The 25,205-nt window shown below is 69.1% G+C and carries 20 protein-coding genes and 1 tRNA gene; 14 read left to right on the forward strand and 7 right to left on the reverse strand.

From position 1 onward, the window contains the following. Positions 1 to 43 precede the first annotated feature (43 nt). Together ACZ6O0_RS38170 and ettA are read right to left on the reverse strand one after the other, a co-directional pair. The gene (locus ACZ6O0_RS38170; protein ID WP_465769948.1) at positions 44 to 535 is read right to left on the reverse strand and encodes a DUF1269 domain-containing protein; all 492 of its coding nucleotides are present in this window, start codon (positions 533 to 535) and stop codon (positions 44 to 46) included. A 296-nt stretch (positions 536 to 831) separates the two neighbouring features. After that, positions 832 to 2,514: an energy-dependent translational throttle protein EttA gene (gene ettA / locus ACZ6O0_RS38175; protein ID WP_465769949.1), complete on the reverse strand. Its 1,683-nt coding sequence runs from the start codon at positions 2,512 to 2,514 to the stop codon at positions 832 to 834. Between the two features lie 141 nt (positions 2,515 to 2,655). Here ettA and ACZ6O0_RS38180 point away from each other — a divergent pair, with 141 nt between their 5' ends. Both ACZ6O0_RS38180 and ACZ6O0_RS38185 read left to right on the forward strand, forming a co-directional pair. Then, the gene (locus ACZ6O0_RS38180; RefSeq protein WP_465769950.1) at positions 2,656 to 3,162 is read left to right on the forward strand and encodes a single-stranded DNA-binding protein; all 507 of its coding nucleotides are present in this window, start codon (positions 2,656 to 2,658) and stop codon (positions 3,160 to 3,162) included. Positions 3,163 to 3,240: 78 nt separating this feature from the next. After that, positions 3,241 to 3,858, forward strand: a complete 618-nt coding sequence (locus ACZ6O0_RS38185; protein ID WP_465769951.1) for an SRPBCC family protein — start codon at positions 3,241 to 3,243, stop codon at positions 3,856 to 3,858. Between the two features lie 95 nt (positions 3,859 to 3,953). Here the strand turns inward: ACZ6O0_RS38185 and ACZ6O0_RS38190 are convergent, their stop codons facing one another. The 3 genes from ACZ6O0_RS38190 to ACZ6O0_RS38200 form a co-directional block, all read right to left on the reverse strand. Continuing rightward, positions 3,954 to 5,633, reverse strand: coding sequence for a P-loop NTPase family protein (locus tag ACZ6O0_RS38190; protein ID WP_465769952.1), 1,680 nt, complete (start codon positions 5,631 to 5,633; stop codon positions 3,954 to 3,956). Further along, complete coding sequence (locus tag ACZ6O0_RS38195; protein ID WP_465769953.1) at positions 5,630 to 9,304, reverse strand: dynamin family protein; 3,675 nt, start codon at positions 9,302 to 9,304, stop codon at positions 5,630 to 5,632. Before ACZ6O0_RS38195 ends, ACZ6O0_RS38190 begins: the two co-directional genes overlap by 4 nt. Before the next feature lie 89 nt (positions 9,305 to 9,393). Continuing rightward, a complete protein-coding gene (locus tag ACZ6O0_RS38200) occupies positions 9,394 to 11,001 on the reverse strand; it encodes a PrsW family intramembrane metalloprotease (protein WP_465769954.1) in 1,608 nt (535 codons plus the stop codon). A gap of 170 nt (positions 11,002 to 11,171) precedes the next feature. Between ACZ6O0_RS38200 and ACZ6O0_RS38205 the strand changes: the two genes are divergently transcribed. The 6 genes from ACZ6O0_RS38205 to ACZ6O0_RS38230 all read left to right on the forward strand — a co-directional run bounded on the left by ACZ6O0_RS38205 (position 11,172) and on the right by ACZ6O0_RS38230 (position 16,453). Next, positions 11,172 to 11,245: transfer RNA gene (locus ACZ6O0_RS38205), tRNA-Arg, on the forward strand. A 106-nt stretch (positions 11,246 to 11,351) separates the two neighbouring features. Next, on the forward strand, positions 11,352 to 12,713 hold the full coding sequence (locus ACZ6O0_RS38210) for a chloride channel protein (protein WP_465769955.1): 1,362 nt from the start codon (positions 11,352 to 11,354) through the stop codon (positions 12,711 to 12,713). Between the two features lie 90 nt (positions 12,714 to 12,803). Then, a complete protein-coding gene (locus ACZ6O0_RS38215) occupies positions 12,804 to 13,439 on the forward strand; it encodes an AAA family ATPase (RefSeq protein ID WP_465769956.1) in 636 nt (211 codons plus the stop codon). A gap of 33 nt (positions 13,440 to 13,472) precedes the next feature. Then, on the forward strand, positions 13,473 to 14,606 hold the full coding sequence (gene dnaN, locus ACZ6O0_RS38220; RefSeq protein ID WP_465769957.1) for a DNA polymerase III subunit beta: 1,134 nt from the start codon (positions 13,473 to 13,475) through the stop codon (positions 14,604 to 14,606). Next, positions 14,606 to 15,322, forward strand: a complete 717-nt coding sequence (locus ACZ6O0_RS38225) for a YdcF family protein (RefSeq protein ID WP_465769958.1) — start codon at positions 14,606 to 14,608, stop codon at positions 15,320 to 15,322. Before dnaN ends, ACZ6O0_RS38225 begins: the two co-directional genes overlap by 1 nt. A 75-nt stretch (positions 15,323 to 15,397) precedes the next feature. After that, positions 15,398 to 16,453, forward strand: coding sequence for an acyltransferase family protein (locus ACZ6O0_RS38230; RefSeq protein WP_465769959.1), 1,056 nt, complete (start codon positions 15,398 to 15,400; stop codon positions 16,451 to 16,453). On the opposite strand, the gene ACZ6O0_RS38235 is transcribed toward ACZ6O0_RS38230, so the two are convergent. Further along, a complete protein-coding gene (locus tag ACZ6O0_RS38235) occupies positions 16,435 to 17,202 on the reverse strand; it encodes an alpha/beta fold hydrolase (RefSeq protein WP_465769960.1) in 768 nt (255 codons plus the stop codon). The genes ACZ6O0_RS38230 and ACZ6O0_RS38235 overlap by 19 nt on opposite strands. A gap of 186 nt (positions 17,203 to 17,388) precedes the next feature. On the opposite strand from ACZ6O0_RS38235, the gene ACZ6O0_RS38240 reads away from it, so the two are divergent. The 6 genes from ACZ6O0_RS38240 (at position 17,389) to ACZ6O0_RS38265 (ending at position 23,641) form a co-directional block, all read left to right on the forward strand. Further along, a complete protein-coding gene (locus ACZ6O0_RS38240; protein ID WP_465769961.1) occupies positions 17,389 to 18,360 on the forward strand; it encodes a LysR family transcriptional regulator in 972 nt (323 codons plus the stop codon). Between the two features lie 45 nt (positions 18,361 to 18,405). Then, on the forward strand, positions 18,406 to 18,588 hold the full coding sequence (locus ACZ6O0_RS38245; RefSeq protein WP_465769962.1) for a hypothetical protein: 183 nt from the start codon (positions 18,406 to 18,408) through the stop codon (positions 18,586 to 18,588). A 185-nt stretch (positions 18,589 to 18,773) separates the two neighbouring features. Continuing rightward, positions 18,774 to 18,935, forward strand: coding sequence for a hypothetical protein (locus ACZ6O0_RS38250; protein WP_465769963.1), 162 nt, complete (start codon positions 18,774 to 18,776; stop codon positions 18,933 to 18,935). Positions 18,936 to 19,028: 93 nt separating this feature from the next. Continuing rightward, the gene (locus ACZ6O0_RS38255; protein ID WP_465769964.1) at positions 19,029 to 19,772 is read left to right on the forward strand and encodes a GntR family transcriptional regulator; all 744 of its coding nucleotides are present in this window, start codon (positions 19,029 to 19,031) and stop codon (positions 19,770 to 19,772) included. 142 nt (positions 19,773 to 19,914) lie between these two features. After that, positions 19,915 to 21,324, forward strand: a complete 1,410-nt coding sequence (zwf, locus tag ACZ6O0_RS38260) for a glucose-6-phosphate dehydrogenase (protein ID WP_465769965.1) — start codon at positions 19,915 to 19,917, stop codon at positions 21,322 to 21,324. A 202-nt stretch (positions 21,325 to 21,526) separates the two neighbouring features. After that, a complete protein-coding gene (locus tag ACZ6O0_RS38265) occupies positions 21,527 to 23,641 on the forward strand; it encodes a winged helix-turn-helix domain-containing protein (RefSeq protein ID WP_465769966.1) in 2,115 nt (704 codons plus the stop codon). A gap of 3 nt (positions 23,642 to 23,644) precedes the next feature. Here ACZ6O0_RS38265 and ACZ6O0_RS38270 read toward each other — a convergent pair whose 3' ends face one another. Beyond that, positions 23,645 to 25,198 (reverse strand): GMC family oxidoreductase, encoded by a 1,554-nt coding sequence (locus ACZ6O0_RS38270; RefSeq protein ID WP_465769967.1) that lies wholly within the window; start codon positions 25,196 to 25,198, stop codon positions 23,645 to 23,647. Between the last annotated feature and the right edge of the window lie 7 nt (positions 25,199 to 25,205).

Consider the following 25,205-nt stretch of genomic DNA (forward strand, 5'->3'; position numbering starts at 1 on the left):
CCTCACCCGTCCGCGGGTGAGGCCTGCTGCCTGCCTTGCAGTCTCAGTTGGCGATCATCTCGCGGAGCGCCGCCTCCTGCTCGTTCGACAGGTTGGACTGGATGAGCTCGGGCTTGACCCCACGTGCCTCGAACGGCTCCATCACCTTGTCGGTCACCGCGTCGCTCGACATCAGGAACAGCGCCGACGTGCCGGGCGTGATCTTGTCGCGCGCGGACTTGATGAAGTTGTCGTCGATCCCGACGTCGGTCAGCGAGCCGGCGATCGCACCGGTCGCGGCCCCGATCGCGGCACCGAGCAGCGGCATCAGGAAGATCAGCCCGAAGAGCATGCCCCAGAACATGCCACCCATCGCACCTGCACCCGCCAGGCTGTGCAACTGCCGGGTCTTGGGCTTCTTCGCACCCGGCTGCCACGACACCGTGGCGGCGTCGTGCACGTTGATCAGCTTCTGCTTGGCCAGGTTCTCCAAGGTGGAGACGGCCTCGTCTGCCCCGGTGGGCGTCTCGAACTTCCAAACCGTCAGTGTCGCCATCGCGCTGCTCCCATCGACTGCCAGGTGGTCAGTGGCAGCCTCCCCCGACGGCACAGCGATTTCCTCACCCCGCCAGGGTGAGAATCACCAGTGAATGAGGCCCACCGGCGTACGACTCGGCCGGGGATGCGACTCCGGCTGAGATGCGACTCCGGCCGGGGTGCGACTCCAGCTCGGGCGCGGCCCCGGCTCGGCGTGCGACTCCGGCTCGGGGTGCGGCTCCGCTCGGATCGGCCCGGCTGGGATGAGTCGGCTCACGCCGGCGGTGGCCGGCGTGAGCCATCTGCGGGTTCGGGTCAGTCGCGGGTGAGCTTGCGGTACGTGACCCGGTGCGGACGGGCAGCCTCCGGCCCGAGCCGCTCCACCTTGTTCGCCTCGTACGACGCGAAGTTGCCCTCGAACCAGAACCACTGGGCCGGGTCCTGCTCACTCCCCTCCCAGGCCAGGATGTGCGTCGCCACCCGGTCCAGGAACCACCGGTCGTGGGACACGACCACAGCACAGCCGGGGAACTCGAGCAGCGCATCCTCCAGCGACTGCAGCGTCTCCACGTCCAGGTCGTTGGTCGGCTCGTCGAGCAGCAGCAGGTTGCCGCCCATCTTCAGCGTCAGCGCCAGGTTCAGCCGGTTCCGCTCACCGCCCGACAGGACGCCGGTCGGCTTCTGCTGGTCCGGGCCCTTGAAACCGAACGAGGCGACGTACGCCCGGCTCGGCATCTCGAAGTGCGCCACCTTGATGTGGTCGAGGCCGTCGGAGACCTGCTCCCACACCGTCTTCTTCGGGTCCAGGCCGCCCCGCGACTGGTCGACGTACGACACCTTCACGGTCTCGCCGAGCTTGAGCGTGCCGGCATCCGGCTGCTCCTCGCCGACGATCATCCGGAACAGCGTCGACTTGCCGACACCGTTCGGGCCGACGACGCCGACGATGCCGGCCCGCGGCAGCGAGAAGCTCAGGCCGTCGATCAGCTTGCGGTCGCCGAAGCCCTTCTGCAGCTTGGAGACCTCGAGCACAGTGCTGCCCAGGCGCGGACCCGGCGGGATGTTGATCTCGTCGATGTCCAGCTTCTTGGCGCGCTCCGCCTCGGCCGCCAGCTCCTCGTACCGCTGCAGGCGGGCCTTGCTCTTGGACTGCCGGCCCTTCGCGTTCGACCGGACCCACTCGAGCTCGCGCTCCAGGATCTTCTGCCGCTTGGCGTCCTTGCGGCCTTCGACGACGAGCCGCTCCTGCTTGGTCTCCAGGTACTTGGAGTAGTTCCCCTCGTACCCGTACGTGCGGCCGCGGTCGAGCTCCAGGATCCACTCGGCGACGTTGTCCAGGAAGTACCGGTCGTGGGTGATCGCGAGGACGGCGCCGGCGTACTTCTGCAGATGCTGCTCGAGCCACAGCACGGACTCGGCGTCCAGGTGGTTGGTCGGCTCGTCGAGGAGCAGCAGGTCGGGCTGCTGCAGCAGCAGCTTGCACAGCGCGACCCGGCGGCGCTCACCACCGGACAGGTTGTCCACCAGCGCGTCGGCCGGCGGGCACCGCAGCGCGTCCATCGCCTGCTCGAGCTGAGCGTCGACGTCCCAGGCATTGCGGTGGTCCAGCTCGGTCTGCAGGTCACCCATCTCGGCCAGCAGCGTGTCGTAGTCCGCGTCCGGGTCGGCCAGCTCGGCGGAGATCTCGTTGAAGCGGTCCAGCTTCCGCTTGGTGTCGCCGACGCCTTCCTCGACGTTCTCCAGGACCGTCTTGCCCTCGGTCAGCGGCGGTTCCTGCAGCAGGATCCCGACCGTCGCGTCCTCCGCCAGCCGGGCCTCGCCGTTGGAGGGCTGGTCGAGCCCCGCCATGATCTTGAACAGCGAGGACTTACCGGTGCCGTTCGGCCCGACCACGCCGATCTTCGCGCCGGTGAGGAAGTTCAGGGTGACGTTGTCGAGAACGACCTTGTCGCCGTGCGCCTTCCGGACGTTGCGAAGCGTGTAGATGAATTCCGCCATATCCCACAGCCTATGTGCTCGGGGGTGGCTGATCCCAACCGGCCGTTGTCCACAGATCCGAAGACACCCGGCAGGGCGGGCCGCGAGACGTGCATCTTCTCGGGTGACAGCGGAATCGCGATCACACGGAAGGTGGCCATCATGAGCCTCGGCGAGACCTATGTGACGGTGCTGGGCTGGGTCGGCAGCGACCCGGATTTCAAGGAGATCGGGCAGGTGCCGCACGCGACGTTCCGGATGGGTTCGACCCCACGCCAGTTCGACCGCGTCCTCAATACGTACGTCGACAAACCGACGACCTGGTTCAGCGTCGAGTGCTGGCGCGGCCTGGCCCAGAACGCCTTCGAATCGGTGCGTGTCGGTCAACCGGTGATCGTCACCGGCCGGCTGCGCACCCACGAGTGGACCGACGAGGCCGGCGAGTCCCACAGCCGGGTCGTCCTCGAGGCCTTCTCCATCGGCCACGACCTGACCCGCGGTACGACGACCTTCACCAAGGCGGCGCCTCGCTCCGGTGCGGCCCTGGCATCCGTCCCTTCGGCTCATCTGGCGGAGACGTCCGCCTCGCCGTATCCAGCCGATGAGTACTCCGCGACCCCGCTCCCCCTGACCGCCGAGAGCCCGGCACCGGAATCGGCCGCGGCATGACTATCTCAGTATTGACTTATATAAGCCCTGCCTGGCATTGTGGGCTGCACTCCAGCCGAGCGAGAGAGGGAACCACCCGTGATCGACATCCTCGAGCACATCAACGCGGTCCAGCGCGAGGTCAGCCGCACCGGGGAGACGGTGACCGTGCGGATGCGCCGCACGTACCAGGCCGCGCCGGAGGAGCTGTGGGACGCGCTGACGGATCCCGAGCGGATGCGCCGCTGGTTCTGGCCGGTCACCGGCGACTTCAAGGTCGGCGGCACCTTCCAGCTCCAGGACAACGCCGGCGGAGAAATCCTCGAATGCGAGCCGCCCGAACGTTTCAAGGTCACCTTCGGCGGCCCCACCAGCCTGTTGGAGCTCCGTTTGCTGCCGGGCTCCGGCGCGTCGACCGAGCTCGAGCTCGAGCACTGGATGGGCGAGGCACCGGCTCCCGGCGGTTCCGGCGCGCTCTGGGTCGGGCCGGGCTGGGACGGCGGCATCCTCGCGCTCGCGCTCTACGTCTCCGGCGATCTGCCCGAGGACAACAACCCGGTCGAGCTGGCCGAGACCCCCGAGGTCATCAAGTTCAGCGAGCAGTCGGTCCGCGCGTGGATCGAAGCCGTCCGTTCCTCGGGCACGACCTCCGAAGAGGACCTCGCCGAAGCCGCCAAGATCTCCATGGCCCAGTTCGCCCCGGGCACCGAAGTCTGACCCACCAGGCAGGCGCGCCCGAACGACGCGGGGTCGCGCCTGCCTACCGCACGACCACGCGAGCGCGCACCGGCAGTCGTGCGATGGGCTTGCTGTCAGTCGCGAGCGATGGCGAGGTTGTCGCGGCAGGTGGTGTAGGCCTCGAGCTCTTCGCGGGCCGGCGCCACAACGTGGCTGTCGGCAACCTTTTCGAGCTCTTCACGGAGCGCCTTGGCCACCAGCCGCGAGCGACGAGCGGCGCCGTTGGTCGCGAAGAGACGGCAGGCGAACGAGACCGCGAGTCCGAGGACGGCACCACCGACCAGCATGATCCACGCGTAGGGGATCCCGTTCCACTCCGGCAGCGGCGGGTCGTCCAGGCCGGCGATCCGAGCCACCAGCAGCGCGGCCAGCCAGATGCCACCGCCCAGCGTGATCAGGAACAGCACCCACTGGACGAACCGAGCAGCGCCCCACCAGCCAGGGTTGTTGGACGCGCCAAGGTCGGTCCGCGCGACTGCCTGGTCGAGCTCGTCGCCGAGCGACTCCTCCCGGCGACGAATCGCCGAGCGCACCGAGTCCGCCCACGGACGAGACAGACCCTCCGCGGCCTTGGTGGTGATGTTGCGTACGGCGCTGTCCATCCGGGCCCGCTGTACTGGAGTTGCCGCAGGCAACGAAGACCGGGCGATCGCGACCTCGTTGGACGCGGACTTGCGCAACGCCTTGCCCTGCTGACGCGAGACCTGGTCGACGTGCAGCCGCCGCAACGGATCCGGACGGAACCGTCCGAGCCACTTGGTCAACGGCCATCCCGTCGCCGCCCGAGCCCGCTGAAGGTACGAACGCCGTACGGCATCGACCACGACGGACAGACCGCTCGCGTCGGACAGTGCGTCGACGAGCTCGGTGATGTCGCTCTGGGCGATCTCCGGCGTCTTGGCGGTGCCGCACTGGCTCGCCATCCGGTCCGATACCCGGTCGACATCAGCGGCGAGGCGTTCGCGGGCGGAGCGCTTGTTGCTGACCCGCTTGACCAGCAGGGAACGCAGCTCGTCCAGACCGTCGCCACTGACCGCGGAGGTCGCGACGACCGTCGGCGACTTCAGGCCGTCCGACTTGAGCAGCCGGTCGAGGTCGTTGACGCAGCTCTTCCGCTGGTCCGGCGTCAGCTTGTCGATGTGGTTCAGCGCGAACACCATCACCCCGGAATGCGAGGCGAACGGTTTGATGTACCGGTTGTGCAGCGCGGCATCGGCGTACTTCTGCGGATCCACCACCCACACGAGCATGTCGACCAGCTCCACGAGCCGGTCGACGATCAGGCGGTGCTCGACCTCGGTCGAGTCATGGTCGGGAAGATCCAGCAGGACCAGACCATCCAGATCCTCGGACTGTGCTTCCTCGAGGGAGCTGCGATGTTGCACCTGGTGCCGGCGCGGGATGCCCAGCCAGTTCAGCACTTCGCCGGCCGGCTCCTCGCCCCACACACAGGCGAGCGGCATCGAGCTGGTCGGGCGACGCGTGCCGATCGCGGCCAGGTCGAGCCCGGTCATCGTGTTGAACAGCGACGACTTGCCCGAGCCGGTCGCACCGGCCAGCGCGACCACCGTCAGCTCGCCGGACATCCGCAGGCGCTGCCCGGACCGGTCAACGATCTGCGTGGCCTCGGTGAGCACCACCGGATCCAACCGGCCCTGGCCGGCCTTCGCGGCCGCCTCGATGGCATCGATCTTCTTCAGGACGTCGGTCGCACCCCGGACCGGGGTCTCGATCGTATCCACCGTTTCCGTCACGTGCAGTCCTCCACCGCGCGCGCGGCCTCCGTCAGTTGCCTGGCCGTCTCGGGATCGACCGGATGCTGGTCAAGGACAGCCAGATAGCGGGCGAATTCGGCATCCATCAGGGCATGAACCTTACCGTCAAGGTCTTCACGCGCCTTCTCGACCAGGGTCTGTACGGCCGTGTCGCCGAAGACCGCCTCCAGGAGCTTCTGCGCGACGACCGCACTACCGATCCCCGCGCTGGCCTCGGCTGCCTTCGGGATCCCGGCTCCGCTGGCGAAGGTCGCCACCATCAGCGAGAGACCCAGCCCGTTCACGCCGTACTCGAGGATGCGGGCGGTCGAACGCTTGTCGGCGCCTTCCTTGCGGACCAGGTCGAGCACGTAGGCCCGCCACTTGTGGACGGCCCGACCCGCAGCGGCCGGGAACTCCTCGGACATCGCGCCGAGCTCGGGGCCGCCGACGACGAGCAGTTGGCGTCCGGCAGCGCTCGCCTGCCAGGCCTTCTCGGCCCGCTCGGCCGCCTCCGCGGCATGCTCCCGCAGCAGCGACTCCAGGCCGGACTCGATCGCGTCGTTGACGTCCCGTGTCTCCGCGGGCTTGTTGCCGAGCGAGCTCTTGACCTTGTCGCGCAAGCGGCCGGCGTTGGTCTGCAGGCCCTTCAGAAGCTCACCAGTGCCGACGAACTCCTGCCAGCGGGCCAGCACCTCGCCACGCAGCATCGTTCCGTCCTGGGCCGCCTTGGCGAGGTCCTGCACAGCCTGGTCGTACGCCGACTCGGCGACCGACCGCAGCTCGATGGCAGTGTCCGACTGGGCCCGGACCGCGGTCGCGAACGGCGCCGTCTTCTTCACCATCGCGCTGACCGCGCCCTGCAGAGTGCGGCGGACGACAGCCGACCGGGCCTCCGCGTCGGCGGCCAGGTCTTCCAGCCAGTCCTTGATCGAGGCAACGGTCTCGGCCGGCAGCATTCCGTTGCTGTCGACAACCGTCTCCTGGATCGAGAACAACGGCGAGTCACCCAGGCCGCGCTCGAGCAACATCTGCGCCAGGTGTCCGGTGATGTCGTCGATGGTCTCGCCGGGAGCGCGGTCCAGGACGACGGCGACCGCTGTACTGCGGTCCGAGGCGCTCTGCAGGAAGTCCCACGGGACAGCATCGGAGTACCGGGCGGCGGTGGTGACGAACAGCCAGAGATCGGCCGCGCCGAGCAGCTGGGTGGCGAGATCACGGTTCGCCTCGACGACAGAGTCGATGTCCGGCGCGTCCAGGATCGCGAGGCCGCGCGGAACGGTGTCAGCGGCAACCAACCGCAGCTGACCCGCATCCTCCATGCCGCCCGGTCTGTCGGAGCTCGTCCGCGCCATGTCCGGCAGGACCCGATCACCGACGAACCAGTCCGCGTCGTCCGGGTGATGGATCAACACCGGCGACCGCGTCGTCGGCCGCAGCACACCCGGCTCGCTGACCACCTTCCCGATGACGGTGTTCACCAGCGTCGACTTCCCCGCACCGGTCGACCCACCGACCACCGCGAGCACCGGCGCCTCCAACTGCACCAACCGCGGCAGCAGGTAGTCATCCAGCTGATCCAGCATCGTCTTCTGCTGCTGCCGAGCCTCGTCAGCCCCCACCACATCCAACGGCAGTTGACTACTCGCCAACGCCCCCCGCAACTTCATCAACGCCGTAATCAAAGCCATAGCAGCCTGCTCAGCCGCCAACCGCTCAGCCAACTCCTCCGCAGTCAGCTCCTCAACTGCGTCCTCCTCAGGATCAGCAGCCGGGCCACCCGCCCCAGCCCCCTCGCCGGCCTCCGCACCGGAGGCGTCCCGCGCGGCTCCACGGTCAGCCTCCGCACCCGAGGCACCCTCCGTGGTCCCACCTTCAGCCTCAGCTGGTGCGCGGCCCGCAGCGCCAGAAGCAGCCGGTCCGTCCTCTGAGCCTGCCTCGCCAGCCCCACCCTCGGCCTGCTCGCCGACCGACTCATCCGAGCCCTCGGAGGCAGCCTCGGCAGCACCATCCTCCGACGCACTCTCCTCGGCCTCAGCAGTCGGCCCACTCTCGCCGTCAGCCTCGGAGCCACCCTCGCCGGCTCCACCCTCGGTCTGCTCGGCGGCGGGCTCGTCCGAGCCCTCAGAGGTGGCGCCTGTAGCGCCTTCCTCCGAGCCAGCCGCCTCACCCTCAGCAGCCGGCGCGCTCTCGCCGTCCGCCTCGCCGCCCTCGCCAGCCTTAGCGGCCCGGCCCTTCTTCCCACGCTTCTTCGAGGCAGCCTCGTCAGCTCCACCGTGCTCAGCCGACGCATCATCAGCCTGCTCGCCGGCGGGCTCAGCCTCTTCAGCAGACTCATCCGCCGCAGCGTCGCCGGACTCGTCAGCCTCAGCCTGGTCGTTGACCTGCTCAGCATCCCCGGCCTGCTCGCCGGCGGGCTCAGCCTCTCCAGCAGACTCATCCGCTGCAGCGTCGGCGGACTCGTCAGCCTCAGCCTGGTCGTTGACCAGCTCAGCATCCCCGGCCTGCTCGGCGGCGGGCTCACCCGTTCCAGCAGATCCAGCCTCCGCAGCCTCACCGGGCTGCACGGCGCCGTCCTGCCCGGACCCGTCCTGCTCGGTCGCGGGCTGATCTGAGCCTTCGGAGCCGGCGTCGGCGGCGTGTTCGTCGGTCTCGGCGGCTGGTGTCTTGTTGCCGTCTACCTCGTAGTCGACCTCGCCCTGCTCGGCGGGCGCATCCTCAGCCGGCTCGGTCGCCGCCTCAGTCGACGGCTCGGAAGCAGTCTCAGCGGTCGGCTCGGTGTCTCCTGCCGACTCGCCCGCCCCGACCCCGGCGGGCTCGTCGGTGAAATCACCGTCTACACCCGCGTCAGCCGCGGCCGGAGCTCCGTCTGTGGCGTCGGTGGTGGAGGCGTCGGCTGCGGGCTGGGCGTCTGACTTCCCGGCTTGTTTGGGGAGGCCGACGATGATGTTGCCGTAGTCGAGCGGAAACCCGTCCGGAGACTCGTCCGGCTCGTACACGACACCGACAGTCGGGCGCGCTGGCGCGGCCGCTGCCCCGGCGGTCCCGGCCGCAGCTGCGACAGCATCGGCCTGCGTGGCCTCGGCTGCGTCGGCCTGCGTCGCATCAGCCGCGTCGGACGGCGTTTCGTCAGACGCGTCGGACGTGGCCTTGTTGGTTACCTCGGGGGTTGACTCGGCCTCGTCCCGGGCCGGCACGTCGGTGGAGGCGGCGGTTGGCTCGTCTCCTGAGGCGGGCTTGGCGTCGTCGCCGGCCCTGGCCTCGGGGGTGGGGGCCGCTTGGGGGTCGGCCGCCTCGGACTCGGGCGCGTCGGCTTCGGGGCTCGGCTTCTCCGCGGGGGCGGGCGTGGCTGCAGCGGCCGTGGCTTCGGCGGATGTGGTCGCCTGGCCGTCGGCTTCGGGTGAGGTGGCGGCGGGCGGCGTACTCGCGGGCTCCGCGGTGTCCTCGTGAACCGGCGTACCCGCGGCGGGAACCGGGGTGCCCTCGGCGTCCGTCGTACTGGTGGCTGGTTGGGGGTTCTTGCGGCGGCGGCGGCGCCAGAAGCCTTTGCCTTTGGCATCGGACTGCGCGCTGGACTGGGCGATCAGGTTGGCCAGCTCCTGGGCAGGCTGATCCTGGCTCGGAACCCGCGGCTCCGAACCTTCACCAGCTGCTGACCTGATGTCAGCCACGGCGTCCGCCCACGAGCACAGAGTGCCCGGTCGGACAGCGCAGAAGCAAAGTCATCGTGTTCCCGTTTGGCGGCGTGGACGGGTGGCAGTCACTGCGATGGTGGATACGGACCGTATCCCCCCGGCGGTCCTTGCTGAGCAGGGGGTCCCGGTGGGTAACCGGGCTGGCCCGCTGGGTAGCCGGGTTGACCCGAGGGATACCCCGGCTGAGGCTGTGGATAACTATCCTGCGGACGCGGGTATCCGGCCGGCCCCGCACCGGCGTACGGCCCGCTCCCGGACCCACCCGGCGCCTGACCGCCGGGCAGCTGACCGCCCGCCGGCTGACCACCGGGACCAGGCGGCCCACCCGGCACAGGACCGCCGGGCACAGGACCGCCCGGCATCGGACCGCCGGGCATCGGACCTCCGGGCATCGGGCCGCCGGGGACACTCTGGAACTGCGGCGCCGCCTGAGCGAACGCCGGCATCGGGGGGAACGGCACGCTCGGCCGCCGCTCCCGCAGCTCGTCGAGCAGCTGCTTCTCGGTCTCCAGCGCGTCCGGCCCGATCACCTGGCGGACGATCTTGTCCCGCAGGTACGCCAGTTCGGTCGCGTTCTGCTGGAAGGCCTTCGCGGCCGCCTCGGCCTGGGGCCCGTATCGCTTCGCGTTCTGCCGCAGCGCCTTGCGTCCGCGCAGCGTCGCGATCAGGGGTACGTCCTGGGGGACCAGCCAGCCGAACCGCACATAGTCGTACAGCCGGGACGCGATCATCTGTCCCTCCCGGGACCGCATCACCAGGGCGAACACGACCATGCCGATGAAGATCGGCACCATCAGGAACAGGTAGACGGTGATGAAGCCCCCTCCCCCGGCCCAGCTGGCGCCACCGTTCCAGAGTCCGTGGGCCAGTACTGCGGCCAAGTACCCGACGACCGGGGCGAGGAAACGGACCGCCGTACTTCGATGCCGTATGGCCACACCGATTCCGATGGCGGTGAACGACGTGAAGAGTGGATGGGCGAACGGCGAGATCAGTCCGCGGATGACGAACAGTACGAACGCGCCCCGCAGGCCGGCGTCGCTCCCGGACTCCTCGGACAGCGTGTTGAAGATGCGTCCGTAGTAGAGGATGTTCTCGGTGAAGGCGAACCCGACGCCCACCATCCCGGCGTACACGAGCCCGTCGATGATGCCGTCGAACTCCTTCCGCCGGACCAGCGCCAGCAGCAGGATCACGGACCCCTTGGCGAACTCCTCCACCGGCGGCGCGACGAACACGGCCGACCGGTCGCCACCGACGCCGGTCTCGGCCAGCCGGTGCGACACCTCGGTGTTGATGAAGATCGCGGCCAGGGTGGCGATGAACGCACCCCAGCAGAGCGCGAACAGAATGTACTTGGTCGGCTCCGGCTCGTAACGGTCCAGCCACAGATACAGCGCGATCACCGGGATGACGGGGACGAACGCGAACACCAGCCCCCAGGTGAAGCCGCCCGCGCCGGTCGACTTGGCCACGATGCCGAAGATCACCAGGCCCGCGATCGCGAAGACCACCGCGATCACGATGCCGATCAGGATGCCCTGGTTGCGCCGCTGCCCGGGGATCGGGTGGGTCCCGCGCACGTTCGGCTGCGGGTACGGTCCGCCGGGCGAGTACGCCGACCCCGCCGCGGGTTGCGGCGAGCCGGCCGGGCCTGGTGAGGGGTAACTCATGCCCGAAGCCTAGTTGGGGAGCAGACCGGGTGTCAGAACCACCCACTCAGCGTTACCGGGATGGAACGACAAGCCTGTATTTTTCCCGCCGTACGACGCTCCCCGCGACGACATACCCGGGAACCCGGAGGCGCGATCACCCGCCCATCTGAGAGACTCGTCCCTGCCACGCGCCCGTAGCTCAGCTGGATAGAGCGTCGGACTTCTAATCCGTTGGTCGCAGGTTCGAATCCTGCCGGGCGCGCTCTTTGATGGCCGGGGACGTCTGTTGGTGGCGATCATCCGGGCGGGACGATGCGGGCGGGGACTCGTGACCTGATGGTGGAGGCGCACCTGAGGGGAGTCTCATCGTGACGACGCACGCACCACCGTCCGGGCCGGCGCAGATGGATCCGCATGCGGTCATCAGGTCGAAGCAGTATCTGTCGGCGCTGCTGCTGGCCGCGCTGCTGGGCATTCCGATCTCGGCTATCGCGTACGGGTTCCTGGCGCTGGTCAGCGCGATCCAGGAGTACCTGTTCGACGATCTTCCGCAGGATCTCTTCACCGGAGGCTCGCCCGCGTGGTGGCCGGTGCCCTGGCTGGTGCTGTGCGGGCTGCTGGTCGGAGCGACCATCCGGTACCTGCCGGGCAACGCGGGCCATTCGCCCGCCTTCGGGTTCAAGACCGGCGGAGGTCCGTCGGCCGACCGGGACCTCCCCGGCATCATCCTGGCCGCGCTGGCCACGCTCGGACTCGGCGCAGTCCTCGGGCCGGAGGCTCCTCTCATTGCCATCGGTGGTGGGCTCGCGGCGCTGACCGTGCACCTGGTCAAGAAGGACGCGCCGCCGATGGCGCTGACGATTATGGCGTCGGCCGGCAGCTTCGCGGCGATCAGTACGCTGCTCGGTTCCCCTGTGCTCGGCGCCTTCCTGATCATGGAGGCCGCCGGGATCGGGGGTGCGACGCTCAGCCTCGTGGCGTTGCCAGGGTTGCTGGCCTCCGGCGTCGGCGCTCTGGTCTTCGTCGGTCTGGACAACTGGACGGGACTCGGCAGCTTCTCGCTGGCCCTCACCACGGTGCCGCCGGCGGTGGATCCGACCCTGGCCACGATGGCCTGGGCGCTGCCCATGGGCGCGGCCGGTGCCCTCCTGGGCTGGGCGATCCGCTGGATTGGGCTGTCGCTGCGTCCGATCGTTCATCTGAACCGGGTGCTGGTGACGGCGGCTCTCGGCCTGGCCATCGGCCTGACGGCGATGGTCTACCAGGTGGTCTCCGACAACAGCTTCACCCAGGTGTTGTTCTCCGGCCAGGAGGCGCTGCCCGAACTGGTCGAGGACGCCGCGGACTACTCGGTCGGCGTACTGATCCTGCTCGCTGTCTGCAAGACCTTGGCGTACGGGCTCTCGCTCAGCGCGTTCCGTGGCGGACCGGTCTTCCCCGCCATGTTCACCGGTGCGGTGCTGGGTGTCCTCGCGGCGGACTTGCCCGGCATGAGTCTGGCACCGGCGATCGGTATGGGCATCGGAGCCATGTGCGCCGCGATGCTGCGGCTGCCGCTGACCGCCACGCTGTTGGCCACCCTGTTGCTCGGCGCCGATGGCGTGTCGGTGACGCCGCAAGTCGTGGTGGCTGTCGCGGTGGCCTTCGTGATCACGTATGTGCTCCCCGTTCCAGGCCCGAAGGAGCACACCGCCCCTGAGAGCAAGGCCCCGCTCTCAGCTAATTCCTAAGGACTTCTTAGCCGTTCCGCGACTCGATCGCGGAACGGGCTGCGTCTCACCTGCGTTGAGGAACGAAAGTCCCGACGAGAGGACGAGACGATGACGGCCCTGCCGACCGCCGAGAGAAAACGACCCGAGACCACACGACCAGAGCTGCGCCGACCCACCGTGTTGCAGTACCCGCCGGACGCCGTGGTGGTGCTCGCCGGGATCCCGGGCGCCGGCAAGACCACGCTGCTCCGGCGGCTCTATCCCGTGGGCGGTGAGTACGGCGGCGTCCGCGTGTACGACTCCGAACGGCTGCGGGCGCGCTGGATGCCGTTCCTCCGAGTCCTGCCGTACGCCTGGTGGCGTCCGTTGCTGCATCTCACGTACTACGCCCTCGTGCGGAAGGCGATGCGGACGGGCGGAGGCCCGCTGGTGGTGCATGACTGCGCTACCCGGCCCTGGGTCCGGCAGCTGCTCGGTTGGCGGGCGAAGAGGTCCGGACTGCCTCTCCATCTGGTGTTGCTTGATGTGCCGGGGGACGTGGCTCGTGATGGGCAGTGGGTGCGTGGCCGGGTCGTGCGGGCCGGAAGCATGGCGACGCACTGCCGTCGCTGGCCGGAGCTTCTGGCGAAGGCCGCCGACAATCCAGGACACGTCGTACCCGGGGCTGCGTCCGCAGTCGTGTTGAGCCGGGGCCAGGCGAACCAGGTGACCCGGATCAGCTTCGGAATTGTCGGTGGGGGGTGATTGAGTCGAGGTTCTCGTTGGGGAGGAGTGCGGATGAAGGTTCGGGTTGGTCGTGAGGTGCTGGCCGAAGCGGTTGGATGGGTGGCGAAGGGGCTGCCCAGCCGGCCGAGTGTGCCGATCCTGGCCGGGATGGTGGTCGACGCGGCGGACGGTCAGGTGACGTTGTCCGGGTTCGACTACGAGAGCTCTGCGCAGGTGAGTGTGCCGGCGGAGGTCGCGGACGACGGGCGGTTCCTGGTGTCGGGGCGGCTGTTGTCGGACATCTGCCGCAGCATGCCGCGGGACTCGGTGGACCTGAGCGGCGACGCGGCGCGGGTGCAGGTGACGAGCGGGAGCTCCCGATTCGTGCTGCACACCCTGCCCCTGGACGAGTATCCGGCGCTGCCCGAAGTGCCCGCGGCGAGTGGTGTGGTCGACGGGGACGTGTTCGCCCGGGCTGTCATGCAGGTGGTGAGTGCCGCCGGGCGGGACGACACGCTGCCGGTGTTCACCGGGATCCGGGTGGAGATCCGCGGGGCGACCGTCTCTCTGCTCGCGACCGACCGCTACCGCCTCGCCGTACGGACGTTCCCGTGGGAGCCGGTCGATCCGGACGGCGAGGCGAACGCACTGATCCCGGCGAAGCTGCTCGCCGACGTGGCCAAGGCGATGGCCCACCAGGAACTCACTCTCGCGCTCGGTTCAACCCGCACAGGGGACGGGTTGATCGGGTTCGAGGGTGGCGGCCGGCGGGCGACGAGCCGACTGATCGACGGCGACTTCCCGAAGGTCCGCAGCCTGATCCCGGCGGAGAGCGCGCTCGTCAGCACGGTGACCGTGGACACGGCGACGCTCGTCGAGGCGGTCAAACGGGTCGCGCTGGTGGCCGAGCGGACGGCGCCGGTCCGGATCACCTTCGCGGACGGTGCGGCGACGCTGGACGCCGGGAACGGCGAGGAGGCGCAGGCGTCGGAGTCGGTCGAGGCGACACTCACCGGCGAGCCGGTGGTGGCCGGATTCAACGCGGGCTACCTGCTCGACGGGCTCGCCTCGCTGGGTGCGCCGATCGCGCACTTCGCCTTCACCCAGCCGACGAAGCCGGCGAATCTCACCGGCCTCCGCTCCCCCGACGACAGTCGGTCTGCGGACTCGGCGTACATCTTGATGCCGATGCGCCTACCGAACTGATGTCAGAGGACCGCGTCGAGGCGCTGATCGCGCGGTACCTGGCGCGTCGCGATCCGATCGAGCGACCGGTCGACGTGATCGTGCTGATGGGCTCGGCCGTCCTCGAGTCGGTCGAGGTCGCGGCGGGCCTGCACCACGAGGGCGTTGCGCCGCGCATCCTGGTGAGCGGTGGGATCGGCCACTCGACCGACCATCTCGAAGCGGCCGTCCACCGACGCGGGCTGGACGTCGAGACGCGCAGCCGGCCGGAGTCGCATGTCTTCCGCGACCTGCTGATCGGGTACGACGTCCCGCCGGCGGCGATCCTGGTCGAGGATCGGTCCACCAACTGTGGTGAGAACGCGGAGTTCACCCGCCGGATGATCGACGAGCCGCAGACACTGCTGCTGATTCAGGATCCGACCATGCAACGCCGTACGCACGCATGCTTCGAGCGCTCGTTCGCCGATCTGCCCGGCACGGACCTGATCAGCCACGCGCCGCTGATCCCGTGGGTCGGGCCTGGGCAGGTGAGCGCGGGTCCAGGTCAGACAGAGATCTGGAGTCGCGAGCGGTTCCGATCGCTCGTGCTCGGTGAGATCAGGCGGCTGCGGAACGACCCCGAGGGCTACGGGCCGCGGGGGAAGAACTTCATCGACCACGTCGAGGTGCCCGCCGAGATCATTGCTGCGTACAACCATTTGGTTGCCGAGCACCCCGAATCGGTGCGCGCCTGACGTCATCCACAGGTCGCACCCCGGATCAGGCCGTGGACTGACGATCGTCCCGCCCACGTGCGATCTAGTGGAGCCGTGGAACCAACCCGATCAGCCCGGCTTCACGAGATCGATCTGCTGCGGATCGTCGCCGCTGTCTCGGTAATGGCGTACCACTACCTGTTCTCCGCGTACGCCGGCGGACTCTCCACGCTGCACTTCCCACACGCCGACGTGGTCGCGCGGTACGGCTACCTCGGCGTCGATCTGTTCTTCACGATCAGCGGGTTCGTCGTGCTGCTCAGCGCCTGGGACCGCAGCCCGCGCTCGTTCCTGATCTCGCGGGCCGTCCGGCTCTACCCGGTGTACTGGATCGCCGTCACGCTCACGACCATCGTGTCCGTCAGCCTCAGCCGTGGACGGTTCCCCGTCTCGCTGCCGCAGTACCTGGCCAACCTGACGATGTTCAACTCGCTGCCCAACATCCAGAACGTCGATGTCGTCTACTGGACGCTGTGGGCCGAGGTCCGGTTCTACGCGATGATCCTGGTCCTGACCTGGATCGGCATCACCCGCCGCCGGGTCACGATCTTCCTCTGGGCCTGGCTGGCCGCGACCTTCGCCTTCCAGGCCGGACTGTTGCCGCACGCAACCGATCTGGTGCTGAACACCCAGTTCTCCCACTACTTCATCGCCGGGATGGCGCTCGGCCTGATCCACCGGTACGGCGCGAGTCCACAGACTCTCCTGATCGTGGCGATCTCGCTCGGGAACGCGGTCTACCGCGGCATCGGCTTCGCGGACCGGGTCGGCCTGCGCTACCACACCGAGATCCACCGGCCGGCCGTCGTCGCGATCATCGTGGTCATCTTCGCGATCATGCTGGCGGTCGCCCTCAAGCTGACCCAGCGGCTCGGCAGGCCGTGGTTCGCGGTTCTCGGCGCCCTCACCTACCCGCTGTACCTGGTGCACGCGCACATCGGCTTCATCATCTTCGAGCGGCTCGGCGACCAGGTGAACCACGTCCTCCTGGTCGCCGCCACGATGATCGCCATGGTGGGTCTCGCCGCCTCCATGCACTACGGGGTCGAGCAGCCGCTCAAGCGTGTACTGGACCGCAGGCGGCATCCGGTTCACGCACTGAGGAAATAGCCCTTCAGTACGCGCGCCAGCGTGTCGGCCGGGATCGTGTGGAACGTCCCGTCGTGCCCCTGGACCGTCCCGTTCGGCAGCGCGGCCGCAGCCTGCCGGACCGAGTCCTTCAGCCACTCCGGACTGGCGTTGCTGAACAGTGCCAAGGTGTCCTCCGAGGTCGCCCGCAGCAGCTCCACCGGTACGGCGCTGTCCCGCATCTGCAGCCCGTCGTACACGAGGGTGTGGGCCATCGCCTCCAGGCCGGCCCACATCGGCGTCTGCCGGATCTGCTCGACCACCTCCTTCGGCTGCCCCACGGCCTCGACCATGAACAGCTCGGCCGCCCCACCGGGGTTGCCGGCGTCGACGAACTCCTGGAGCCGCTCGAGGTACCGCTCGGGTGCCGGCGGCGCGCCCTCGACCCGGAACGGCGGCTCCACGATCGCCAGCTTCTCGAACGGCAGCTCGGCCTGCAGCAGCACCATCACCCCGGACGAGAACGCACAGGCGAACCGCGCGTCGGTGGCCGAGCGCACCGCCTCCAGGTCCTCCCATTCCCGCTCCACGGCGTACGGCGTCGTGTCGCCGGAGTCACCGCGCCCACGCCGGTCGTAGTTGACCACCGTGAACGCGGACGACAGCTCCTCGGCGTACTGGGTGTAGAACGACCGATCGGTGAACGCACCGGCGATCAGCACCAGACCGGGTCCGCGGCCGCTCACGTCGTACGCGATCTCGGTGCCGTCCTTCGAGACAACCTTGTCCATCACAGCTCCTTGTCGACGAGTCTCTCTGCTCCTCCGTCGATCGGGCCGGCCGCGGACAGACACCCGGCGCGTGTGATCCACCTCACACGACACGACCGAGGGATCCGAGACCTTCCGGGGTCCCGCCGGTCCTCACTACAGTTGGTTTATGTATACAGACGACTGCACACCATCGCGAGGTCGCTGATGCTGCTCCGCCAGCTGGAGTACCTCGTCGCCCTCGCCCGGGAGAAGCACTTCGCCCGGGCCGCGGATGCCTGCTACGTGTCCCAGCCGTCGTTGTCCGCCGCGATCCGCAAGCTCGAGCAGGAGCTCGACGTACCGATCGTTCGTCGCGGCCGCCGGTTCGAGGGGCTCACCCCCGAGGGCGAACGGGTGTTGCTCTGGGCGCAGCGGATCCTGGCCGAGCAGGACGCGCTCCGGCACGAGCTCTCGATGCTGCGCGGCGGCCTGACCGGCACACTCCGGCTCGGCGCGATCCCGACCGCGATGCCCGTCGTCTCGCTGCTCACCACCCCGTTCTGCGAGCGGCACACCAATGCCCGGGTCACCCTCGAGTCGCTGTCGTCGCGGGACATCACCCAGAAGCTAGCCGAGTTCGATCTCGACGTGGCGATGACCTACCTGGACGACGACACGCTCGGCCAGGTCCGGAAGACCCCGCTGTACGAGGAGCGGTACCTGCTCCTCACCCCGAAGCACTCCGAGCTGGCGGAGTTGCCGGTGGCAACCTGGGCCCAGGTCGCCGCACTGCCGCTCTGCCTGCTCTCCCCCGACATGCGCAACCGGCGGATCATGAACGGCTACTTCACCGACGACGGCGTCACCGCCACACCGTCGATCGAGAGCGACACCGTCTCCGGTCTCTACAGCCACCTGCACGGCAACCACTGGTCGACCGTGATCTCGCACGCCTGGCTGCACATGTTCGGAGTGCCCGACGGGATGCGCGTCGTACCGCTGAAGAGTCCGGCCCACGGCCCGCGGGTCGGTCTGGTGATCGCGGCACGCAGTCCGGAGCCAGTGCTGGCCCGTGCGTTGCTCGACGTCGCCCGGCAGGCCGGTGTCCACACCGCGCTCGACCAATTGCTCGACGTGCATCTGATGGGTTCCGGCTATCTCGACATAGCGAGCAAGTCTTTGACCGTCGGACCGTGACGCCGCGACTGTGGAAGTCCCTTCATACCAAGGAGATTCCACAGCATGGCGAAGCTTCTCCGTGTCCTGTACGACGACCCGCCCGGCGGCTACCCGACGTCGTACGCAGGCGACGACATCCCCACCATCGACCGCTACCCGGGCGGCCAGACCGCACCGACTCCGAAGTCGATCGACTTCACGCCGGGCGCATTGCTCGGGAGTGTGTGTTCTGGCCGGCGTATCTGACCGCCGAGCGGATCGCGATGGCCCCGAACCTCAAGCTCGCGATCACCGCCGGCGCGCACAGCTACTCGAGCCGTGTGTAAGCGGGATCACGTCCTCCGTAACCGGGATCACGTGAGACGCGGGCATAACCGGTCAGTACGCCTGGTTGAATGTATACAGAAGCCAGAATTCAAGGAAGGACTGAAATGATCTTCACCCGTAGGTTCGGCGCTCTGGCGGCTCGCCCGCAGTTCCCGGATGCCCCGGAGCTGCAGCACGAGCTGAACAACCCCGTGGACCTGGATGCCGAGCTCGCTCGCCTGACCGGCGAGGACGACCAGCAGCGCGCCGACGAGTCGGCCGCCTGACCAGGCGCGAAAACACTCTGTCCGGTCATGGCACTTGGTAGACTGTCTACCAAGTGCCATGCTGTCTCCAGTGTCAGTAGCGGGAAGGACCTCATGACCACCATCAGTGCGGGAGCGGAACCGGCCGGGGTGCGGCACGTCAAGCGGCCGACGCCGTTGCGCGAGTCCGTCTACGAGGCCCTGACCGAGATGATCATCGACGGCACGCTCGAGCGCGGCCGGCACCTCGTGGAGGTCGAGCTGGCCGGGCTGCTGGGCGTCTCCCGGCAGCCGGTGCGCGAGGCCCTGCAGCGGCTCAACAACGAGGGCTGGGTGGACCTGCGGCCGGGATTCGGCGCGATGGTGCACGTGCCCGCCGAGGACGAGGTCGACCAGTTGCTCGCGGCCCGCGCGGCGCTGGAGTCGGAGTCCGCGCGGCTCGCGGCCCGGCACGCGAGCAAGGAGGACGTGGCCAAGCTCCGCGAGCTCTGCAAGGTCGGCACGGCGTGCCAGGAGGCCGGCGACATCGACGCCACGGTGCGGACGAACGGCGAGCTGCACAGCCTGATCACGGAGATGTCCGGCAACCGCTTCCTGGTCGACTTCGCGGCCCAGGTGGATCGCCGCGTCCGGTGGTACTACACCCCGGTCGCCCCGGTCCGCGGCGCCGCCTCGTGGCGGGAGCACAGCCGCCTGGTGAAGGCGATCAGCGAGGGCGACGAGGACAAGTCGGCCCAGATCATGCGCGAGCACACCGAGCACACCCGCAAGGCCTACCACGACCTCCAGGCGGCGTCCGAGCCGACCGAGACGCCCGACGAGGCCGCTCCCCGCAGGCGTCGCCGGACGGTGAACTGACCCACCGGCGCCGTCCCCCGCCACCTTCACGACCGGCGCGGGACGCCCGAATCACCCGTTCGGGGTGATGCCGTGCGGCCGGCCGGCGGACGAGGCTGACCTGTGACCGCAGGTTGATCTCCCGGCATCGAAGGAGGCCGGCATGACACTGACGCCGACGGGCTCACAGGCACCGGCCGCGGACGTCCTGGTGATCTTCGGGATCACCGGTGATCTGGCCAAGGTGATGACGTTCCGCTCGCTGTACCAACTGGAGGCGCGCGGTCTGCTCGACTGCCCGATCGTCGGGGTGGCGGCCGACGACTGGACCCTCGAGCAGTTGGTCGACCGGGCCAGGACGTCGATCGAGGGCACCGGCGTCACCATCGACAAGGCCGTCTTCGACAGCTTCGCGGACCGGCTCTCGTACGTCGGTGGCGACTTCACCGACGCGTCCGTGTACGAGCGTGTCGGCCAGGCGATCAAGGGTGCCAAGACGCCGGTCTTCTATCTCGAGATCCCGCCCTTCCTGTTCGGCCGGGTGGTGCAGGGGCTGTCCGAGGCCGGGCTGACCACCGGCGCCCGGGTCGTGGTCGAGAAGCCGTTCGGCCACGACCAGCAGTCGGCTCGCGACCTGGCCGACGAGCTGCACCAGTACGTCGACGAGTCGCAGCTGTACCGGATCGACCACTACCTCGGGAAGATGGGGCTGGAGGAGATCCTGTATCTGCGGTTCGCGAACGCCATCCTCGAGCCGTTGTGGAGCCGCAATTATCTGGACTGTGTCCAGATCACCATGGCGGAGGACTTCGGCGTCGAGGACCGCGGCCACTTCTACGACCCGGTCGGCGCGCTGCGCGACGTGGTCGTCAACCACCTGATGCAGGTGGTCGCGGCGGCCGCGATGGAACCCCCGTCACGCGGCGATCCGACCACGCTGAAGGACTCGCAGGTCGCCCTGTTCCGCGCGGTCGAGGAGGCCGATCCGGCCCACTACGTCCGCGGCCAGTACGACGGCTACCTCGCCATCGACGGGGTCGCGAAGGGTTCCACCACCGCGACGTACGCCGCGCTCCGGCTCGACATCGAGAACTGGCGCTGGGCCGGTGTTCCGTTCTTCATCCGCACCGGGAAACGGCTGCCGGTGACCCAGACCGAGCTCCGGCTGGTCTTCAAACGGCCGCCGCGGCTGGGCTTCGGGCCCCGCGGGCACATCGCCGAGCCGAACCAGCTGGTGATCAAGCTCGATCCATCGACCGGGGTCCAGATCCGGGTGGACGCGCACCGGACGGACACCGCCCGGATCGCGCCGATCGAGCTCGACATGGAGTTCGCGGCCGAGGGCGGCGAGGGGCCCACGCCGTACGAGGTGCTGCTGCGCGCGGCGATGACCGGGCAGAGCACCCGGTTCACGCGCCAGGACGCCGTCGAGGAACAGTGGCGGGTGATGCAACCGCTGCTCGACGCACCGACGCCGATCCACACCTACCAGCCCGGGACCTGGGGGCCGGCCGCGGCCGACGAAGTACCGGCCGGGTACGGCGGTTGGCGCAAGCCCTGGATCCCGAACTGACGTCGAGATCCGCGCGGAATCCATCCCGCGTTCACCGAGCTGGCGTATCCTCGGCGGCGTGCAGGGGCCGGACACAGGTTCGGATGCAGCCTCCGTTCCCGTTGCACCACCGACAGTGACCCCTGGGGGCCACAGCGTGGGGTCAGGAGTCCGTGGTGGGCGTGAGCGCCTGGTTCCACGGACCGCAGTTATCGATCGCTTGATGGAATCGCACGAGCCGGTGGTCGCCGTGGTGGCGCCACCCGGCTACGGCAAGACGACTGTGCTGGCCCAATGGATCGAGCGGTTCGGGTCGCGGGTGGCCTGGGTGTCGTGCGAACGCTCCGACAACGACCCGGTCGCCCTGTGGACGGGCATCCTCGACGCCCTCGACCAGATCGAGCCGGTGGGCGCGGACGCGCGTACCGTGCTGGCCGCGTCCGGTGGCGGCGTCGACGTCGTACCCCGGCTGGTCGAGTCGATCAGCGGGTTGCGCTCGCCGGTGCTGGTCGTGCTCGACCACGTCGAGGAGATCACCAGCTCCGACTGCTCGACGTCGATCGCCGAGTTCGCGTTCCGGGTACCGGCCGGCTGGCAGCTCGCCGTCGCGTCGCGGGATGCCGTGCCGATCCCCCTGTCCCGGCTGCGGGTCGACCGCCGGATCCTCGAGATCGGCGTCGACAATCTCGCGATGGACGGGCCCGAAGCGGCCGCGCTGCTGCGTCTGGCCGACGCCGAGGTGTCCGCCGCCGAGGTCGACGAGCTGGTCCGGCGTACCGAGGGCTGGCCGGCCGGTCTCTATCTGGCCGCGCTGGCGATCCAGTCCGGCTCGCCGGCGACCGGCTTCAGCTTCAGCGGCGACGACCGCCTGGTCGACGACTACCTGCGGTCCGAGCTGCTGGCGCGGCTCTCCCCCGCCCAGGCGGACTTCCTCGTCCGTACGTCGATCCTCGACCGGATGAGCGGACCGCTGTGCGATGCCGTCGTCGGCGGGAAGCAGTCGGCCCGGATGCTCGAGGATCTCGAACGCCACAACCTGCTGGTCGTCCCCCTCGACCGGCGCGGCGAGTGGTACCGGTATCACCATCTGCTGCGCGATTTCCTGCAGGCCGAGCTCCGGCGTGGCGATTCCGACCTCGGCGGCGAGCTCCATGCCCGTGCCGCCGACTGGTACGAGGCGAACGGGATGGCCGAAGCCGCCATCGATCACGCCGACGCGGCCGGCGACACCGAACGGGTCGCGCGGCTCGTCCTGGAACTCATGCAACCGGTCTGGGCCAGCGGCCGGGTCGACACTGTGCGCGGCTGGATGGAACTCCTCGACGGCCGCCCGCGGGTCCCGCACCACGCCGCGATCGCGGCGCACGGCGCGTTGATCTTCGCCCTGCTCGGCAGGCCGCGCGAGGCTGAGCGCTGGGTCGGCGTCGCCGAGAGTCTCCCGGTCACCGACACCTTGCCGGACGGCACCACCGTCGCGGCGACCCTGGCGTACCTGCGGGCCAACCTCTGCCGGCAGGGACCCGAGGCGATGCGTACGGACAGCGCCCTGGCCCTCGACGGGCTCAGTCCGGCCAGCCCGTTCCGCGCGACGATGCTGCATTCGGAGGCGATGTCCTGGTTGCTCGAGGGCGACCTCGAGCGCGCCGACGCCGGGTTCAACCACGCGTACGACGTAGCGACCGGCTTCGGCATCACTCCGCTCGCGGCCCTGGTCCTGGCCGAGCAGTCCCTGATCGCGGCCGAGCGGGACGAGCCGGCCGCGGCCGACGCGATGATCAAGCGCGCCGTCGAGCTCGTCGACACCGGGCACCTCCAGGCCTACTGGACCAGTGCCCTGGTCTACGCGGTCGCCGCGCACGCTGCCGCCCGCCGCGGTGAGATGCGCGAGTCGCGCCAGTTCGTCCGCCGTGCCGCCGAGCTCCGGCCGCTGCTGACCTACGCGCTCCCGAGTGTGTCGGTCCAGACCCTGCTCGAACTCGCCCGGACCTACATGGCCCTCGTCGACCCGGCCGGCGCGGATGCCGTCCTCGAACAGGCCCACACCATCCTGCGCCGCCGGCCCGACCTCGGCATCCTGCCGGCGGCCGTCGGGCGACTGCGCACCCGCGTCGACCAGATCACCGTGGCCGCTGCCGCCGGGATGTCCTCGCTGACGACGGCCGAACTGCGACTGGTCCGCTTGCTGCCGACCCACCTGTCGTTCCCGCAGATCGCCGAGCAGCTGTACATCTCGCGGCACACCGTCAAGTCGCAGGCGCAGTCGCTCTACCGCAAGCTCGGCGCCTCCTCGCGTGGGGAGGCGGTCGAGATCATGGCCGAGATCGGTATGCCACGCTGAGGCCTAACCAAGCCGCTCCAGCAAGTGGTCACCGACCCGGAGCGCGTTCGCCATCGCGGTCAGCGCCGGGTTCACCGCGCCGATGCTCGGGAAGAAGCTGGTGTCGACGACGTAGAGGTTGTCGAGCTCGTGCGCCTTGCAGTCGCTGTCCAGCGCCGAGGTCGCCGCATCGTGCCCGAACCGGACGGTGCCGGCCTGGTGTGCGCAGCCCGCGACCGGGATGTCGTTCTTCATGTAGATGCTGCGCGGGATCAGGTGGTGCGGGTGCATGCCCAGCTTGCCCAGGTTCTTCTTGACCCGCTTGTACAACTGTTCCATCGGCTCGCCGTTGTTCGGCGTGTGCGCCAGCACCACGTTGCCGTCCCGGTCGAGCGTCACCCGGTTGTCCGGATCCGGCAGGTCCTCGGTCGACAGCCAGAAGTCGACAGCGTGCTCGGCGACGTCGCGCAGCGCGAACGTCGGCGCCAGCAGGGTCTCGACCGGCTTCTCACCGCGGTACATCGGTGCCGACGACTTGCCCACCATCTGCAGGTTGCCCATCGGGTAGTCGAAGTCGGCGTCGCCGAAGTAGTAGTCGTTCATCCCGAGCGTCTTCTGGAAGCGGGTGTCGTTCTTCTCGGTCGAGATCGCCAGGAAGGCACGGCTGTTGTGGAAGATGAAGTTGCGCCCGACCTGGTCGGACCCGTTGGCGAGCCCGTGCGGATGCCGGTCGTTCGCACTCGCGAGCAGGATCTTGGCCGAGTTCACCGCACCGGCCGACAGGACGACGATGTCCCCGGCGAACCGTTGCTCCTCGCCGTCCACTTCGGCCACGACCGCCGTCACGGTGCGGCCGGTGGCGTCGGTCTCGAGGCGCCGTACGAGCGTGTTCCGCAGCAGCGTCACGTTGTCGTGCTCGATCGCGGGCCGGACGGCGATGACGTCCGCGTCCGACTTCGCGTGGACCAGGCACGGGAACCCGTCGCAGGTCGCGCACCGGATGCACGCGCTGAACGCGGGCCGGCTCTCGTCGAGCATCACCCCGCACGGCGCGTGGAAGGGGTGCAGCCCGACCGCGGCCATGTCGTCGAACAGCTTCTGGATCCGCGGCTCGTGCGAGACCGGCGGATACGGGTACGGCGCCGACGCGGGCGGGTCGGTCGGATCCTCGCCACGGGCGCCGTGGACCTGGTAGAGCTGTTCGGCCTGGGTGTAGTAAGGCTCCATCACGTCGTACGCGATCGGCCAGGCCGGCGAGATTCCGCCGTGGTGCTTGAGCTCGGCGAAGTCGCGCTCGCGCAGCCGGTACAGCGCCGCGCCGTAGAACTTGGTCGCGCCGCCGACGAAGTAGTGCACCTGCGGCTGGAACGGCTTGCCGTCGCCGTCGTACCACTGCTCCGGCGAGACGTAACGGTTGTCGACGAACACGGCCTCGGCGTCCCAGTTCTCGGCCTCGCGCGGGAGCCAGTCGCCCCGCTCCAGCATCAGGATCCGCCGTCCCGACGGCGCGAGCCGGTGGGCGAGCGTGCCGCCACCTGCTCCCGATCCCACGATGATGACGTCGTACTGCTCGGCCATGGCTGTC

The organism is Kribbella sp. NPDC048837 (assembly GCF_055586945.1).

What these genes read in the sequence shown, in the direction of transcription:
- ACZ6O0_RS38250 (WP_465769963.1), top strand. Translation starts at nt 18,774, where the DNA reads ATGATCTTCACCCGTAGGTTCGGCGCTCTGGCGGCTCGCCCGCAGTTC.
- ACZ6O0_RS38270 (WP_465769967.1), bottom strand. Translation starts at nt 25,198, where the DNA reads ATGGCCGAGCAGTACGACGTCATCATCGTGGGATCGGGAGCAGGTGGC.
- ACZ6O0_RS38170 (WP_465769948.1), bottom strand. Translation starts at nt 535, where the DNA reads ATGGCGACACTGACGGTTTGGAAGTTCGAGACGCCCACCGGGGCAGAC.
- ACZ6O0_RS38225 (WP_465769958.1), top strand. Translation starts at nt 14,606, where the DNA reads ATGTCAGAGGACCGCGTCGAGGCGCTGATCGCGCGGTACCTGGCGCGT.
- ACZ6O0_RS38215 (WP_465769956.1), top strand. Translation starts at nt 12,804, where the DNA reads ATGACGGCCCTGCCGACCGCCGAGAGAAAACGACCCGAGACCACACGA.
- dnaN (WP_465769957.1), top strand. Translation starts at nt 13,473, where the DNA reads ATGAAGGTTCGGGTTGGTCGTGAGGTGCTGGCCGAAGCGGTTGGATGG.
- ACZ6O0_RS38240 (WP_465769961.1), top strand. Translation starts at nt 17,389, where the DNA reads ATGCTGCTCCGCCAGCTGGAGTACCTCGTCGCCCTCGCCCGGGAGAAG.
- zwf (WP_465769965.1), top strand. Translation starts at nt 19,915, where the DNA reads ATGACACTGACGCCGACGGGCTCACAGGCACCGGCCGCGGACGTCCTG.
- ACZ6O0_RS38200 (WP_465769954.1), bottom strand. Translation starts at nt 11,001, where the DNA reads ATGAGTTACCCCTCACCAGGCCCGGCCGGCTCGCCGCAACCCGCGGCG.
- ACZ6O0_RS38235 (WP_465769960.1), bottom strand. Translation starts at nt 17,202, where the DNA reads ATGGACAAGGTTGTCTCGAAGGACGGCACCGAGATCGCGTACGACGTG.
- ACZ6O0_RS38245 (WP_465769962.1), top strand. Translation starts at nt 18,406, where the DNA reads ATGGCGAAGCTTCTCCGTGTCCTGTACGACGACCCGCCCGGCGGCTAC.
- ACZ6O0_RS38180 (WP_465769950.1), top strand. Translation starts at nt 2,656, where the DNA reads ATGAGCCTCGGCGAGACCTATGTGACGGTGCTGGGCTGGGTCGGCAGC.
- ACZ6O0_RS38265 (WP_465769966.1), top strand. Translation starts at nt 21,527, where the DNA reads ATGGAATCGCACGAGCCGGTGGTCGCCGTGGTGGCGCCACCCGGCTAC.
- ettA (WP_465769949.1), bottom strand. Translation starts at nt 2,514, where the DNA reads ATGGCGGAATTCATCTACACGCTTCGCAACGTCCGGAAGGCGCACGGC.
- ACZ6O0_RS38255 (WP_465769964.1), top strand. Translation starts at nt 19,029, where the DNA reads ATGACCACCATCAGTGCGGGAGCGGAACCGGCCGGGGTGCGGCACGTC.